Source organism: Heyndrickxia sp. FSL K6-6286, from assembly GCF_038630395.1.
Lineage (GTDB): Bacteria > Bacillota > Bacilli > Bacillales > Bacillaceae_C > Heyndrickxia > Heyndrickxia oleronia.
In genome coordinates this window covers 1727149-1744036 of record NZ_CP152029.1, presented here as the reverse complement: position 1 = coordinate 1744036, position 16888 = coordinate 1727149, and the positions used below count along the sequence as shown (strand labels likewise).

Below are 16888 nucleotides of genomic sequence, written 5' to 3'. Positions count from 1 at the left end.
CACTTACAAAAATAATGGTTGCTGCTTTATACAGGCTGAACATTCCATTTTAGTGAAGTACTTTGACTTTTTTCTTCCATTTGTTCTGGTTGTTCATCAATATTAAAGATTTTCTTAAACAACTCTAATTGTTCGGCAGCATTTGGTTGAGCTGCTATTTCCTTTGCCTGGGCAACAGGGTCCTTTAATAATTGATTAACAATGCTCTTTGTATGTTTATTTAATATTTTCCGTTCACGTTCAGTTAAATTTGGCATTTTTCTTTCAATGCTCATCATTGTCTCTTTCTGAATAGATAGGGCTTTTTCACGTAAAGTAGTAATAACTGGTACTACCCCTAGCATATTTACCCATTCATTGAAACGAACAATTTCTTCCTCTATCATGAGCATGATATTTTCAGCAGCTTTTTTTCTTTCCGCAAGGTTAGCTTCAACAATACCTTCTAAATCATCGATATCATATAAAAATACACTATCAAGATCAGCTATACTAGGATCTAAGTCACGTGGTACTGCAATATCAACCATAAATAAAGGACGTCCCTTTCTCATCCTTTCAATCGCTAGCATCATATCCTTCGTTATAACATAATCTTTTGAACCAGTAGAGCTAATTAAAATGTCTGCTTCAACTATTGCACATTGAAGTTCCTGCAATGTTTTAGCTTGCCCATTAAATTGTTGTGCTAGATCTTGTGCTTTTTCAAATGTCCGATTAATAACGGAAACCTTGGTTGCTCCACTGCCATATAGGTTTTCAATCGCTAGCTTGCCCATCTTACCGGCACCAACAACTAACACATGTTTATTTTTCAAATCACCAAGTACCTTTTTAGCTAACTCCACTGCAGCATAGCTTACAGAAACAGCATTAGATCCAATTTCTGTTTCAGAATGCGCCTTTTTAGCTAAAGTAATCGCTTCTTTGAATAAGTGATTAAAAATCGTTCCAGTTGCTGATACTTCTTGACTCATAAAGAAGCTGTTCTTCACTTGACCTAGAATTTGTGTTTCACCAAGAACCATGGAATTCAATCCACAAATAACTTTAAACAAATGTTCAATCGCCCCATCCTGTTCATAGAAAAACAAGTAAGGGGTAAATTCCTCTTTATCAATTTGAAACCATTCTGAGAGAAAATCTTTAATATAATAACGTCCTGTATGCAGTTGATCAACAACCGCATAAACCTCTGTTCGATTACATGTTGAAACAATTACATTTTCCAAAATGCTTTTTTTATTTTTTAATGCTGTCGTAGCAGCCGATAAATCCGCCTCATTAAAGGACAGCCTTTCACGTATCTCTACAGGGGCTGTTTTATAATTTAAACCAACAGCTATGATGTACATAAAAAATGGCACCCCCAAAAAAATTTGACAACTAATGAACCTTATATTTTCTATTATATCATGTCCATTTTCCTATTCTTTTATTAAATGTGAAAAGAAAATGAAACCTATGTTATATTAGTAATAATTAATCATAGTCCATATGTACAGTATCAAAAAATAAGCTTAGAATCAAGTAAATGAAACGAAAGCAGGTTAATTATGAAAAACCAAAAAATCTTTCCTGGATTGATTTTATTGGGGTTTGGTTTATATTTTTATTTAGAACATAGTCAAATTGACATATTGAAGGAATATCTTACTTGGCCAACCCTTCTTATTATTGTAGGAATCGCATTTTTAGGACAAGGCTATGGAGGAAAAGATTATGAAGCCATATTACCTGGCGTCATCTTAACAGGTTTTGGTATTCATTTTCACATTGTTAATCGATTATCCATATGGCCAGATCACATAGGAATCTTCATTTTAATCATTTCTTTAGGCTTTTTATTACGTTATCAAAGGACAGGGAATGGTTTATTTCATGGTGTTTTATTTTTAATTATTTCTATTATTCTTTTATTCTATAATGAAGTACTTCAATGGTTAGGCTTATTGGAAAATAAAGCAGGGAATATCATCAATCTTTGGCCATTTCTTTTAATCATTCTCGGAATATATCTATTATTTTTTAAACGAAAATAAAAAGCTGTTTTTGTAAAATTCATCGTCCTTTTCTCAATAAAGGAGTTACAGTCTACACTCTTATTATTGATAAAACTTCACTTAAAATAGCTATAATGTTTGAGATAAGAGCCAAATAAAAAGACCTTCGTGTTATGCTGTGCCCCAAAAGTTAGAATGGATTGTTCTAATTTTTGGGGGGCATACCACTTGAAGGTCTTTTTTACATCCATTTATTTAGAATACCCCATATCTTATCTTTGCCTTCACCGGTTTCTGATGAAAAAAGGACAATTTCATCTTCCGGATCAAAATTTAGGGTTTCTTTAGTAATTTTTAAATGCTTTTGCCATTTCCCCTTAGGAATCTTGTCTGCTTTTGTTGCAATGACCAAACAAGGGATTTGATAATGTTTTAAAAAGTCATACATTAATATATCATCTTTTGTTGGAGGATGTCGTAAATCAACGATAAGAAGTACGGCACATAATTGTTCACGTGTCGTTATATAAGTCTCAATCATTTTCCCCCATGCTTCTCGTTCTTTTTTGGAAACTCTCGCAAAGCCATAGCCAGGAACATCTACAAAAAATAAGCTATCTTCAATTTTATAAAAATTCAAGGTTTGAGTTTTTCCTGGTTTAGATGATGTTCTTGCAAGAGCCTTTCTGTTGATCATTTTATTAATAAATGATGATTTCCCTACATTTGAACGTCCTGCAAGCGCAAACTCAGGAATACGTTCATCTGGATACTGCTCTTGTCTAACTGCGCTAATAACTAATTCAGCTTGATTTACTTTCATTTCAATTCACCTGCTAATGCTACCTTTAAGACTTCATTCATATTTGAAACAGGAATTAATTTAAGATCCCCTCTAACGCTTTCTGGAATGTCATCAATGTCCTTTTCATTGTCTTTTGGTAAAATAATCGTTGTAAGTCCAGCACGATGTGCACTTAAAGTTTTTTCCTTCAAGCCACCAATCGGTAAAACTCTCCCTCTTAAAGTAATTTCTCCTGTCATACCCACTTCTTTACGAATCGGTATTCCTGTTAAAGCAGAGGTTAAAGCTGTTGCGATTGTTATCCCTGCCGAAGGTCCATCTTTTGGAACAGCACCTTCAGGTACATGGATGTGTATATCATATTTTTCATAGAAATCTTCTTCTAGCTTAAATTCGATTGCTTTTGATCGAACGAAACTTAAGGCAGTTTGTGCAGATTCCTTCATTACATCTCCTAATTTTCCTGTCAACACAAGCTTGCCTTTACCAGGAGAAAGAGAAACCTCTATTTGTAAGGTGTCACCACCTACCGTCGTATATGCTAATCCTGTCGCTACACCGACTTGATCCTCTATTTCTGCCTGACCGTAGTGATATCTTGTCTTTCCTAAATATTCTTCAATATTTTTGTCGGTCACGATTACACGTTTTCTTTCTGACGAAACAATAATTTTTGCTGTTTTTCTGCAAATCGATGCGATTTCTCTTTCTAAACTTCTAACTCCTGCTTCACGTGTATAGTAACGAACAATTTTTTGAAATGCTTCATCCCTCACTTGCAATTGACCCTTTGTCAAACCATGTTCGTTCATTTCCTTTTGTAGTAAATGATCCTTTGCAATATGAATTTTTTCCAATTCCGTATAACCAGGTATGGAAATAATTTCCATTCTATCACGGAGAGGTCCAGGTATAGAAGACAAATCATTAGCCGTTGTAATAAACATGACCTTCGATAAGTCATATGTTTCTTCAATATAATGATCACTAAAGCTATGGTTTTGTTCTGGATCTAATACCTCTAGCATAGCTGCAGAAGGGTCACCACGAAAATCATTAGACATTTTATCAATTTCATCTAATAAAAAGACTGGATTGATTGTACCTGCTTTCTTCATCCCTTGAATGATTCTCCCAGGCATAGCACCAACATATGTTCTACGATGACCTCGAATCTCAGACTCATCTCTTACTCCACCTAGAGAAATACGAACAAATTTTCTTCCTAAGGATTCTGCAACAGAACGTGCAAGACTTGTTTTACCGACCCCAGGAGGTCCGGCTAGACAAAGGATTGGCCCTTTTAAGGATTGAGTTAATTTCTGCACAGCTAAATACTCAAGTACACGTTCCTTTACTTTATCAAGACCATAATGCTCTCGATTTAAAATCTCTTCAGCCTTTGAAATATCTAAATCGTCTTCTGTCGCATTAGACCACGGAAGAGAAATTAACCAGTCAATATAATTACGTATGACTGAGCTTTCAGCAGAGCTTGAAGGCACCTTTTCATATCGGTCTAGCTCTTTAAGCGCTGTTTTCTTCACATGTTCAGGCATACCGGATTTCTCAATTTTCTCCGTAAATTCTGCTACCTCACCGGTTTTCCCTTCTTTATCACCTAGTTCTTTTTGAATGGCTTTCATTTGTTCACGTAAATAATATTCCTTTTGTGTACGCTCCATTGACTTTTTGACACGTTGACCAATCTTCTTTTCTAAGTTTAATACTTCTTTTTCATTATGAATAATTTCAATTACTTTGTTTAAACGCGCTTTAATATCAACGGTTTCAAGGACTTCCTGTTTTTGAGATAATTTTAGAGGTAGATGTGAAGCAATAATATCGGCCATTCTACCTGGCTCTTCAATATCAGAAACTGTTTCAAATGTTTCTGCTGAGATTTTTTTAGATAGCTTTATGTATTGTTCAAAGTACTCAAGCATGGTTCTCATCAAAGCAATCATTTCTACATCACTAGTATCATTTTGCTCATATGTTTTTAGTGAAACAGCATAATAATTATTTTCATCATAGAAATGTTGAATTTCCGCTCGATATAATCCTTCTACCAGTACTCGTATAGTTCCATTAGGTAATTTAAGCATTTGCTTAACCTTTGTAAGTGTCCCCATACGGTATAGATCCTCTTCATTTGGTTCATTTATTGAATCATCTTTTTGAGTCGTCAAAAAAATTAAGTGATCGTTCATCATAGATTGTTCTAAAGCTTGAACAGAATGTTCACGCCCCACATCTAAATGAAGGACCATTGTAGGGTACACAAGCAATCCTCGCAGTGGTAGCAGAGGAACAGTGTGTTCTTTTTTCTTTGGCAAATTAGTGCACCTCCATAAACCATTGCATTCTTTCCACTCACTAGGTGAATCTTTTTACAATTCTAACGTATTTAAATAATCGTGTCCATTTTAAAGAACATATCATTCTTATCCTATTCAAATCTTCTAATGGGGTGACCTTTAAACGCACATTTATTGCGTATTGGTCACCCTTTATATGAATTAAACGCTTTTTTTATCCATCGCTTCTAATGACGTCTTTAATGGTGACTCCTCCTCAAAACGATGGATTAAAGCAATTTTAATCGCACTTTCAAATTCACGTATAGGAATAATTGTAATACCTTCAATTTCATTTAAAATGGATTGCATGTTTTCTTCAGGAATAATCACTGTTTTTACTCCTGCTTGTTTTGCCGCCTTCACCTTAGCGAATACGCCTCCAACAGGCTTGACATTTCCATGTATGCTTATTTCTCCTGTCATAGCAATTGAATGATCAACAGGAATTTTATAGATAGCTGAATATATCCCAGTAGCCATCGCAATTCCTGCAGATGGACCATCGATTGGTATTCCTCCTGGGAAATTTACATGAATATCATATTGGTCTGCAGGTACCCCCATTGTTCGTAAAACAGTAATGACATTTTCAATTGAACCTCTTGCCATACTCTTTCTTCGGATCGATTTTCCCTGTCCCCCAATACTTTCCTCTTCAACAATACCAGTAATGTTTATCGTCCCCTTTTCTTTCGCTGGAATAACTGTTACTTCAATTTCAAGTAAAATTCCACTGTTGGGACCTGTGACTGCTAATCCATTTACAAGACCTACATTCGATTTCTCGCCAATTTTTCTTTCTAATCTAGGAGTTAATTGACTAGATTGAATGATCCATTCAATATCTGTATTACTTATATCATTTCTTTCTTCTTGAATCGCTAATCCTGCTGCAATTTGTACCATATTTACTGCTTCTCGACCATTTCGAGCATAGGAGGAAAGAATTTGCAATCCTGATTTATCAATTGTGAGATTAACTTTTTCCGCGGCTTTTTTTGCTACCTTAGCAATTTCATCTTGTTCTAAATCCCGAAAAAACACCTCCATACATCTAGAACGGATAGCTGGAGGTATTTCATTAGGAGTTCGGGTGGTTGCACCAATTAATCGAAAATCTGCTGGTAATCCATTTTGGAATATATCATGAATATGTGACGGAATTTGAGTATTTTCCGCACTATAGTAGGCACTATCAAGAAATACCTTACGATCTTCTAATACTTTTAATAGTTTGTTCATTTGAATTGAGTGTAGTTCTCCAATTTCATCGATAAAAAGTACACCGCCATGTGCATTTGTTACTGCCCCCTGCTTTGGTTGTGGAATTCCAGCCTGTCCCATCGCCCCTGCCCCTTGATAGATAGGATCATGGACTGAACCAATAAGCGGATCGGCTATGCCACGTTCATCAAATCTTGCGGTTGTTGCATCTAACTCAATAAATACAGAAGTTTGTTTAAAGGGAGATTTCTCATTGCGTTTAGCCTCTTCCAGAACTAGTCTTGCTGCTGCTGTTTTCCCTACACCCGGTGGCCCATAAATAATGACATGTTGTGGATTTGGACCACAAAGTGCTGCTTTTAATGATTTAATGCCATCCTCTTGTCCGACAATATCTTCAAATTTAGATGGACGGACTTTTTCCGCCAACGGTTCCGTTAATTTGATGGAACGAAGCTTTCGCAATTGCTCCATTTCCTTTCGTGATTCCCGATCTATAGAAATCTTTTGTGTTTTTTGGCTCTTTAACAAGTTCCAAAAATATAATCCTATAATCACCCCAAAAAACAACTGAATAAATAATGCTATCCCTGTCCAACTCATCGTATTCCCTCCAAGATGCTTTTTATATGAAGGAAAAAGGGACGTAAGTGGAAATCATCTACCTTCTTCTGCTTACGTAACCCTTTCATTCAATTTCCTTCATGTTAACTGATGAAGTACAAAGCGGCTCCATCGGATTTGTATACCAACTAGTATCTCCTGCAGTTTGGGGGAATAAACTAATTTTTTTGCATATAAAAAGCCTAGCGACATTTACGCTAGGCTTTTTATATTTAGGCAGTTTTCGTTTGTTCGTTTCCTTCAACAACCGTTCCATCTTCTAATATTAATTTTGGTGGTTCTGAATTTAGTACGGCTTCTTTTGTTACAATACATTTTTTAATATCACTTCGTGAAGGTAAGTCAAACATTACATCAAGCATAATACTCTCGATGATTGAACGTAAACCACGCGCGCCAGTTTTTCTTTCAATTGCACGTGCCGCAATTTCTTTTAATGCACTGTCTTCAAACTCAAGCTCTACATCATCTAGTTCAAGCATTTTACGGTATTGTTTAACTAATGCGTTCTTTGGCTTTGTTAAGATTTCAATTAACGCTTCTTCATCTAGTGGCTCTAAACTTGCAATAATAGGTAAGCGTCCAATAAATTCAGGAATCAAACCAAATTTCAGTAAATCCTCTGGTAAGACTTTGGACAATAATTTTTTATCTTCAATATCAGCTGATTTATTTTCGCCACCAAATCCAATAACCTTCTGTCCAAGACGTCTCTTAATAATTTGTTCAATTCCATCAAAGGCTCCACCACAAATAAATAATATATTTGTCGTATCAATTTGAATAAATTCTTGATGTGGATGTTTACGACCACCTTGTGGAGGAACACTTGCAACAGTCCCTTCAAGAATTTTTAATAAAGCTTGTTGTACACCTTCACCAGAAACATCTCTTGTAATTGATGGATTTTCTGATTTACGTGCTACCTTATCAATTTCATCAATATAGATAATACCCTTTTCAGCCTTTTCTACATCATAATCAGCAGCTTGGATTAATTTTAATAAGATATTTTCAACATCTTCCCCTACATACCCTGCTTCTGTTAATGAAGTAGCATCAGCAATAGCAAATGGAACATTCAAGATTCTTGCCAGCGTTTGGGCAAGAAGGGTTTTCCCACTTCCAGTAGGTCCGATTAAACAAATATTACTTTTAGCAAGTTCAACATCATCAATCTTGCTATTTGAGTTAATACGTTTGTAATGATTATATACTGCTACTGCTAATGATTTTTTTGCTTGATCCTGACCGATTACATATTCTTTTAATATTTCACGGATTTCTAATGGCTTTGGTATATCTTTAAATTCAACTTCTTCTTCTGTACCAAGCTCTTCTTCTACAATTTCTGTACATAGCTCAATACACTCATCACATATATATACACCTGGTCCGGCAACTAATTTACGAACCTGATCCTGTGTTTTACCACAAAACGAACATTTTAGCTGTTGTTTTTCATCGTTGAATTTAAACAATGAGATTCACCCCTTATAAAGACTTACTTACTAAGTATTATCTTGAAAAGAATTCATTTTATAAAATAAAAATAATATATCATAATGGATGATATAGTACTTTTTATTTGTTATGAGATAAACTCCTAATTATTTTATTCTTTTCAAAAAAATGGCTGTTCCGTTGTACTTAAAACAATTATGTATTGGATTGTATCACATTTATATGCCTGACAGGAAGTTTTAAGCTCTACTAACTATTTCGACGTCGATAGTTTATTTTCCTACTTACTCCAGATTTTCCCGAAAATAAATGAAATATTCCTCATATGTATAAATATTTTTATTGCTTATATGTATAATTTAAAATTTTTATAAAACAAGGCACGAAAAGTCGTGCCTTGTTCCATTTGCAACCTATTTTCTTATGAGGCAAAGCCGCCTCCGCTTTTCTATATTGTCTAGCTCCGGCTCCTAGCCCCTCGAGGTCAAATAACCTGATGCAAGAAAAGTCAAACTACAGACTTTTTTGCATCAGAACATTTGCTTGTCGGGGCTGTTCAAGTCGCCTCCGCTTTTCTATATTGTCTAGCTATGGCTCCTAGCCCCTCGAGGTCAAATAACCTGATGCAAGAAAAGTCAAACTACCGACTTTTTTGCATCAGAACATTTGCTTGTCGGGGCTGTTCAGTCGCCTCCGCTTTTCTATATATTATGCAACAGTTTTGCTGTTTTGTACAAGAAATTCGACTGCTTTACGAATTTTCACATCTTTTTTGACTGTATCTAATCCACCAAGTGCATTTTTGATATCTTCAACAGACATGTTGTACATACCAGACATTTTAGTAATTTCTTCTTCAGCTTCTTCATCAGAAACTTCAATTTTTTCAGCTTCAGCAATCGCTTCTAATGTAAGATTCATACGAACACGTTTTGTTGCGTCTTCTTTCATTTGTTCACGTAATGCTTGTTCATCTTGACCAGAGAATTGGAAGTATAAGTCAAGGTTCATTCCTTGCATTTGTAAACGTTGAGCAAATTCTTGCATCATACGATCAACTTCAGTTGTAATCATTGCTTCAGGAATATCCATTTCAGCATTTTCAGTAGCTTTTTCTACAACTGCATCTTGAACTGCATGCTCTGCTTCATGCTCTTTAGAATGTTTTAAATTAGCTTTAGTTTTTTCTTTAAGTTCAGCAAGAGTTTCAACTTCACTATCCACATCTTTAGCGAACTCATCATCTAATTCAGGAAGTTCTTTAGTTTTAATTTCATGAACTGTTACTTTAAACGTAGCTGGTTTGCCAGCTAATTCTGCAGCGTGATATTCCTCTGGGAATGTTACTTCTACATCTTTTTCTTCCCCAGCTTTTACACCAACTAATTGTTCTTCAAAACCAGGAATGAAACTATTTGATCCAAGTACTAGAGAATAGTTTTCTGCTTTCCCACCTTCGAAGGCTTCACCATCAACAAAACCTTCAAAATCAATCACTACTGTATCGCCATCTTCAGCAGCGCCTTCTTCTTTAAGAACAAGTTCTGCATGACGTTCTTGTAATGTTTTTAATTCATTCTCTACATCTTCATCTGTTACTTCAGTATCAAATTTTTCAACTTCTAAGCCTTTGTATTCACCCAGTTTAACTTCTGGTTTTACTGTAACAGTAGCTTTAAAGATTAGTTCTTTTCCTTTTTCCATTTGCTCGATATCAATTTCAGGACGATCTACAGGCTCAATCCCTGTTTCTTCAATTGCTTTTGCATATGCGTCCGGTAAAATCACATCTAAAGCATCTTGGTATAAAGATTCCACACCAAAACGTTGTTCGAACATTCCGCGTGGCATTTTTCCTTTACGGAATCCTGGAACATTTACTTGTTTTACTACTTTTTTGAAAGCTTCATCTAAACCAGCTTTTACTGTATCCGCATCTACTTCTACAGTAAGTACACCTTGGTTACCTTCAAGCTTTTCCCATTTTGCTGACATACCTTTCCCTCCAACAATCTATATTTTGATAGTGTAATGAACAGATTTGATAGATAATTCCTCTAATTAATGCCATTACTTTTTAAATGAAAATACATTACAACCCTTTCATTATAACACACGTTATCTCCGTTTCAAGAAGGAGCTATAGAATCGGTAAAGAAATTTCTTCAAGTCTTTCAATAAAGTCAATCGAAATTGCTAGACTCTCAGCGTCCGTTTCAAATTTATTTGCTATTTTATCAATATCTATATTATCCCCATAGAGCTTTCCGACATAACCATATAATGCAGCTGCCCATAATTCCTTATTTTTAGGAGATAATTCAAAAGGATAAAGTAGGAAAAAATGCCGATCCAAAATTTCTTTCATTTGTGAAAACAAAGTTGGATTTTCATGCTCTATTTTTTCCTTTAAAAAGTTCGTTAGCTCTAAATAGAACGGAGTTTCAAATACCGGTTCAATCTGATCAGGAGAAACTTCTCCATCATAATGAAACTTCTTTACCATTACCTGTCTGTTAAAGTGATGCTCCCGTAAAACATTTAATATCATAGTCTGTATAAATGGATGTTCGCGTTCATTTTGAAGATGCTCCAATAATTCATCTATATAAGGATAAATATTTTGGTTTGCCAATTGGGCAATTTTAAACATATTTTCCTTCATATCATTTGACGAAAATAAAGGCTCGTGATCTACACGTTTTCTACTTTCAAACGGATTGTCCATTCGAGTTTGACTGAATTGAAGTAGTTTTTCATAATGATCCAATTTATCGAAAGGGACTTCCTTTTCATCTATTAATGCCTTTATTGTATGTACTACAGCATGATGATCACCCATTTGAATTAAAATCATAATGTACACATCATTTATTTCAAAATAATCTCCAATTCCCTGGTGCAATAATTTTAAACATAACTCCTTCGCTTCCTCAAAATCACCGTTTTCATACAGAGCTAAGAGATATGCAGTACTAATTTCCTGATTACTAGGATCCATTTCATTTGCTTGTCTTAATAAATTTACTGCTTCCGCATATCGGTGATGATGTAAATGTTCAAGACCAAGCTCCATTAGACGATCCTTTAAAAAAGGAATGGGAATTATTTTCTGTTTATCCTTGGGTCCTTTATCATTGCTGTTCATCAAAAAAACCGCCTTTATTTATAAAAGTAAAACAAGTGTAGCATGAATGAACACATGATTACAAAAACGATTAGCTATTTCCTTCCACAACAAAAAAAGCTTACTTAACAGTAGGCTTTAGGTAAATAAGAATGGCGTCCCAGGCAGGATTCGAACCTGCGACCCACAGCTTAGAAGGCTGTTGCTCTATCCAGCTGAGCTACTGGGACATATTATAATTTTTTAACCTGCTTAACTTCCAGTCGTCCCGATTTCGGTTTGCTTTTCTGGGATGCAGCTCAATCGGTACGCTGATGTTTTTCTTTGATGCATACTCGGTCGTGCTCTATCCAGCTGAGCTACTGGGACATATTATAATTTTTTAATCTGCTTAACTTCTAGTCGTCCCGATTTCGGTTTGCTTTTCTGGAATGCAGCTCAATCGGTACGCTGATGTTTTTCTTCGATGCATACTCGGTCGTGCTCTATCCAGCTGAGCTACTGGGACATATTTTAATTTTTTAACCTGCTTAACTTCCAGTCGTCCCGATTTCGGTTTGCTTTTCTGGGATGTGGCTCAATCGGTACGCTGATGTTTTTCTTCGATGCATACTCGGTCGTGCTCTATCCAGCTGAGCTACTGGGACATATATATCAATATTACAAAATTACTATATAAGACAATTATCATTTTATTCAATTACCATTAAAAAGTCAATAGATTTTTTCTAATGTTCTATTGCAGCTCTATTTGAACTGCAATAGATCCAATTGACTATATATAAAAAGTTAATCTTAGTTCCTCTAACTCCTGATGAGCATCAGTAAAAAATTGAATTGTAATCATATTTTTTTCTTTTTGAACAAGTGCATATGTTCTTTCTCTTCTCCCGCGAGGCATTAAAAAACTACCTGGATTTAAAAATAGGGTTCCATTGATCATTTCAGCACCAAGGATATGTGAATGTCCAAAAAACACAAAATCAGCATGTACTTCTTTTGCTTTATATGACAAATTCATTAAAGTCATTTTCACATTGTAATGATGTCCGTGTGTAATAAATATTTCATTGCCATTGATATTTTTACGGATATCAAGTGGGTACTGTTTATCAAAATCACAATTACCACGTACAATTAAAAACCCTTGAACTTCGTCTTCATTTGACATAAGCTCTGAATCACCACAATGGATCATTGCATCGACCTGATGTTCGTATCTCTGCTTAAGTTCTCCTAATTCTTTTTTCAATCCATGACTATCACTAACAATCAGTAGCTTCATTTCATTTCACCTTGATTCAATTTATCTTTAAGGATGATATAGAGATTTTGCAGAGCAGCTGCACGGTGACTAATTTGATTTTTTTCTGATGATGGTATTTCTGCCATTGTTACTCCTTTATCTTTAAGAAAAAATATCGGATCATATCCAAATCCATTTTCCCCATGTCTCCCACGAAGAATTTCACCTTCACATGTTCCAGATACAGTTATTGTTTTTTCTCCAGGTACTGCAAGAGCCAATGCACAATAAAACCGAGCTGCACGATCACCTGCAGGCACATCTTTCATTTCTTTTAAAACTTTATCAATATTTTTCTCATCATCTTTTTCTTCGCCTGCATATCTTGCAGAATAAATTCCTGGTCTTCCGTTCAATGCATCAATGCATAATCCACTATCATCAGCTAGTACCATTTGACCAAATTGTGAAGCGATAGTTTCTGCTTTTAATACTGCATTTTCTTCAAAGGTATGTCCTGTTTCTTCAACATCTATTGCATCAGGAAAATCTAATAATGTTTTTACTTTAATATTAAATGCTGAAAATAAACTCTCAAATTCTTTTGCTTTCCCACTATTTTTTGTTGCTATAATTACTTGTTGTTTCATTTTTTATTTTCCTCACTTGTAAGCGTAATATGATTTGCGATTGGACCTAATGCCTTTTGTTGAATGGAAAAGATTTCTCTCAACCCATGCGTTGCTGTTTCAATTAATTGCTGCAATTCATTTGGGGAAAATGTTGCTTCTTCTCCTGTGCCTTGTAATTCAACAAAATTTCCTTCCCCCGTCATGACGACATTCATATCTACAAGTGCCTGACTATCTTCTGAATAATTTAAATCTAATACTGCACCATGATCCTTTATTATCCCCACACTCGTTGCTGCAAGATAGTCCGTAATCGGAAACGTTTTAATCGTTTTATTTTCATATAATTTCGAAAACGCTTGAGTCATTGCTATAAAGGCACCTGTAATCGAAGCTGTACGTGTGCCTCCGTCTGCCTGAATGACATCACAATCGATCCATATTGTTCTCTCGCCAATACTCTCTAGATTTACCACTGCACGCAATGCTCTCCCAATTAAGCGTTGAATTTCCATCGTTCTCCCGGAAACCTTTCCTTTTGAAGATTCACGTATATTACGCTGTTCAGTTGCCCGTGGGAGCATTGAATATTCTGCAGTTATCCATCCCTTGCCACTCCCACGCATAAAGGGTGGCACTCGATCTTCTATACTTGCTGTACAAATTACTTTTGTATCACCAACTGTAATTAATACCGAACCTTCAGGGTGTTTTAAGTAATCAGTTTCTATATGTATTGGTCGTAATTGTAGTTTTTCCCTACCATCAACCCGCATGTAAATATCCTCCCTTAACTTATATAATAAAAAGTTCTACCAATAAAAAGAGGTGGCAAAATGCCAACCTCTTTATTCACAGTATATAGTATATCAAACTTTTATGATTAAAAACTACCAGTGTTCACATTTTCCGGCCGTGTTACTGGTTCTGTTAGTGGCTCACCATTTTCATTGACAAGTTTAGAACTTCCATCAACTTCAACTGCTACACTTTTAATTTCCTTTTTCTCTGTTAATGTATAAACCAGTGGTTTTAAAACACTGTCTGCAATCTTCTTTTCCTCAAAGCTTCCTAGAATATTTTCATTAAAATTTAACGTAACTTGCCCATCTTTAATAACAGGATCTTCCAATAGCGCTACATCAGATTGGAATGCACTAACAAGAGGAGAATTTTTATTAGGCCCTTTAACTAATTCTGCAACAATTTGTTTAATCTCTGCATTCACATCAGTAGATTCTATATTCTGGACACGTTTTGTTACAGGTACGTAGTATGAATGACCACCATTTTCAGCTAAATAATAGACTGTAAGCGGATGTGTATTAGTCACATCGATTACATCTGACAAGTCATTATTGATACCATTAGCTCGCGTTAATCCTTCTTGATTAATCGGTGTTCCATTAACTGGCATTTCCTTTAAAGGTTCGCCATTTACCATTAATTTAACTTTATCGATTGAATCAAATTGGGTTAATGTCCAGGTTATCGATTGAAGAATTTTTTCCTCATCCGCTTTATCGTAATTTTTGAATTCCTTAGAAAAATCAACTACTGCAGTACCATCTTTTTCAACGTTCACACTTATATTTGTGTTTGCAGGTAGGACTGTTCGGAACCCGTTAGGTATTAAATCTTGACCTGGTCCATCACTTACCAAATATTCTAAAGCTTGTGCAGCAACTCCCGATTTATTCGGTAATGGCAATGTTTGTGAAACGACATAACCGTTTTTATCAATTAAATACAGTTCAGTCATCACAGTATTTTTTTCTTCATTACTATTCTTTTCAGTACTTTTTAAGGAATCAGCATTTTTCAATGAAGTAACCTTTTGAGGAGGATCAATTTTCTCCATTTTTTCCTCTCCAAATAAACCACAACCAGATAAATATACACTTGATGCTAATAATGTAACGGCTACCGTTGCCTTTGTTTTTTTAGACATATCGTACCCCTCCTAGGACAGTTTGTACTAATATGTATACGAGCTTTCTTTTCAAAATAGACCGTTTTCAAATAAAAAACCATATACTCAGGAGTTATTCATCTCCTAAGTATATGGTCTCTACATCCTTTATCTCTCGTTCAAGCCATGATGAAGCAATATTACTAAAAATACTACTCGATCCTGTTGTAAAAAAGTGATGTTTTGGTGTTGTTTCATTCATATTCATAATATGACGAAAATATAGGATTGTACTAATTTCTCTTGCGGTTTCATCACCTGAACTAATCACCTGCACATGATCACCCATCACATTCTTAATGATTTCTCCTAACAAAGGATAGTGTGTGCATCCAAGTATTAATGTATCAATATCACTTTTTTGAATTGGATACAATGTCTCCGCAACTATTTTTTTTGCAATAGCACTTTTATATTCACCGCTTTCAACTAGCGGTACAAACTTCGGACATGCTAAGGAAGTGATGCTTGTCTTTTTATTAATTGATTTCAAAGCTCTATCATACGCTCCACTTTGAATAGTACCAATCGTGCCTAATATGCCAACCTTAAATGTTTTTGTTAATTTTAAGGCTGCCCTTGCTCCAGGATAAATAACTCCAAGAACAGGGATTTTTAGTTCAGAACGAATTTCGTCTAACACAACTGCTGTTGCAGTATTACAGGCAATAACAAGCATTTTAATATTTCTTTTTAATAAGAATCTTGTCATTTGCCATGTGAAAGCTTTCACTTCACTTACAGGTCTGGGGCCGTATGGACAACGTGCCGTATCACCTACGTACATAATACTTTCATTAGGTAATTGTTTGAGTACTTCCTTAACAACCGTTAATCCTCCAACACCTGAATCAATAATACCAATTGGTTGGTTCAAAAATCTCGCCTCATTCTTCTCTCATTTCTTGATGTAATTTCATGAGGCTGTCTTTTAATTGAAGAACCTCATCTGAAGAAAAATTAAAAAGAATATCTTGTAAATATCCTTGTCTTTTTTGAATGACTTCATCTATCATTTGTTTCCCTTTATCCAAAAGGTGAATACGTACTACTCGTCGATCATGCGGGTCTTTTACCCTCACAACTAATTCGTTCTTTTCCATGCGATCGATTAAATCAGTAGTAGTACTAAATGCTAAATACATTTTATTCGATAATTCACCAATTGTCATGTCCCCTTCTTCAAATAGCCACTGTAAGGCAACAAATTGCGGAGGCGTGATCGTATAATTACTTAATAATTCCCTGCCCTTTTGCTTAATAATTGCTGAGATATAACGCAGATCCTTTTCTATTGTTGCAACAATATCTTTTGGATGTTGTTGTACATTTCCTTCATTATTCATTAATGAAGAACCCCCTATCAATTAGAAGTTAGAGGTTGAAAGTCGGATATTAAGTATGGTTCATTCTTACTAAACCCACGAA

14 protein-coding genes and 1 tRNA gene are annotated in these 16888 nt (G+C 35.2%); 1 reads left to right on the top strand and 14 read right to left on the bottom strand.

Annotation, left to right across the window (positions count from 1 at the left end; all coding sequences use genetic code 11):
- Positions 1-26: 26 nt before the first annotated feature.
- A complete protein-coding gene (gene hemA / locus MHI39_RS08760; protein WP_058002021.1) occupies positions 27-1355 on the bottom strand; it encodes a glutamyl-tRNA reductase in 1329 nt (442 codons plus the stop codon).
- Between the two features lie 201 nt (positions 1356-1556).
- Between hemA and MHI39_RS08755 the strand changes: the two genes are divergently transcribed.
- Positions 1557-2042 carry a DUF5668 domain-containing protein gene (locus tag MHI39_RS08755; RefSeq protein ID WP_058002020.1) on the top strand — a complete coding sequence of 162 codons (486 nt, stop codon included), beginning with the start codon at positions 1557-1559 and terminating at the stop codon, positions 2040-2042.
- Positions 2043-2244: 202 nt separating this feature from the next.
- On the opposite strand, the gene yihA is transcribed toward MHI39_RS08755, so the two are convergent.
- The 13 genes from yihA to MHI39_RS08690 form a co-directional block, all read right to left on the bottom strand.
- The gene (yihA, locus tag MHI39_RS08750) at positions 2245-2826 is read right to left on the bottom strand and encodes a ribosome biogenesis GTP-binding protein YihA/YsxC (RefSeq protein ID WP_058002019.1); all 582 of its coding nucleotides are present in this window, start codon (positions 2824-2826) and stop codon (positions 2245-2247) included.
- Positions 2823-5147: an endopeptidase La gene (lon, locus tag MHI39_RS08745; protein WP_058002018.1), complete on the bottom strand. Its 2325-nt coding sequence runs from the start codon at positions 5145-5147 to the stop codon at positions 2823-2825. Before lon ends, yihA begins: the two co-directional genes overlap by 4 nt.
- 183 nt (positions 5148-5330) lie before the next feature.
- The gene (gene lonB / locus MHI39_RS08740; RefSeq protein ID WP_078110119.1) at positions 5331-6998 is read right to left on the bottom strand and encodes an ATP-dependent protease LonB; all 1668 of its coding nucleotides are present in this window, start codon (positions 6996-6998) and stop codon (positions 5331-5333) included.
- Between the two features lie 233 nt (positions 6999-7231).
- Complete coding sequence (gene clpX, locus MHI39_RS08735; RefSeq protein ID WP_058002016.1) at positions 7232-8500, bottom strand: ATP-dependent protease ATP-binding subunit ClpX; 1269 nt, start codon at positions 8498-8500, stop codon at positions 7232-7234.
- A gap of 691 nt (positions 8501-9191) precedes the next feature.
- Positions 9192-10478 (bottom strand): trigger factor, encoded by a 1287-nt coding sequence (gene tig / locus MHI39_RS08730; RefSeq protein WP_078110051.1) that lies wholly within the window; start codon positions 10476-10478, stop codon positions 9192-9194.
- A 145-nt stretch (positions 10479-10623) separates the two neighbouring features.
- Complete coding sequence (locus tag MHI39_RS08725; protein WP_342541111.1) at positions 10624-11631, bottom strand: tetratricopeptide repeat protein; 1008 nt, start codon at positions 11629-11631, stop codon at positions 10624-10626.
- A 132-nt stretch (positions 11632-11763) separates the two neighbouring features.
- Positions 11764-11840: transfer RNA gene (locus MHI39_RS08720), tRNA-Arg, on the bottom strand.
- A gap of 545 nt (positions 11841-12385) precedes the next feature.
- On the bottom strand, positions 12386-12895 hold the full coding sequence (locus MHI39_RS08715) for a metallophosphoesterase (RefSeq protein WP_342541110.1): 510 nt from the start codon (positions 12893-12895) through the stop codon (positions 12386-12388).
- Positions 12892-13506 carry an XTP/dITP diphosphatase gene (locus MHI39_RS08710; RefSeq protein WP_259544730.1) on the bottom strand — a complete coding sequence of 205 codons (615 nt, stop codon included), beginning with the start codon at positions 13504-13506 and terminating at the stop codon, positions 12892-12894. The genes MHI39_RS08715 and MHI39_RS08710 overlap by 4 nt, the downstream gene beginning before the upstream one ends.
- Positions 13503-14264 carry a ribonuclease PH gene (gene rph / locus MHI39_RS08705; RefSeq protein ID WP_342541109.1) on the bottom strand — a complete coding sequence of 254 codons (762 nt, stop codon included), beginning with the start codon at positions 14262-14264 and terminating at the stop codon, positions 13503-13505. The genes MHI39_RS08710 and rph overlap by 4 nt, the downstream gene beginning before the upstream one ends.
- A gap of 107 nt (positions 14265-14371) precedes the next feature.
- Entirely contained in the window at positions 14372-15439 is a 1068-nt protein-coding gene (locus tag MHI39_RS08700; RefSeq protein WP_071976988.1) for a GerMN domain-containing protein, read from the bottom strand.
- A 94-nt stretch (positions 15440-15533) separates the two neighbouring features.
- Positions 15534-16337, bottom strand: coding sequence for a glutamate racemase (gene racE / locus MHI39_RS08695; protein WP_180211675.1), 804 nt, complete (start codon positions 16335-16337; stop codon positions 15534-15536).
- Positions 16338-16347: 10 nt separating this feature from the next.
- The gene (locus MHI39_RS08690; RefSeq protein ID WP_071976986.1) at positions 16348-16806 is read right to left on the bottom strand and encodes a MarR family transcriptional regulator; all 459 of its coding nucleotides are present in this window, start codon (positions 16804-16806) and stop codon (positions 16348-16350) included.
- Positions 16807-16888: the final 82 nt, after the last annotated feature.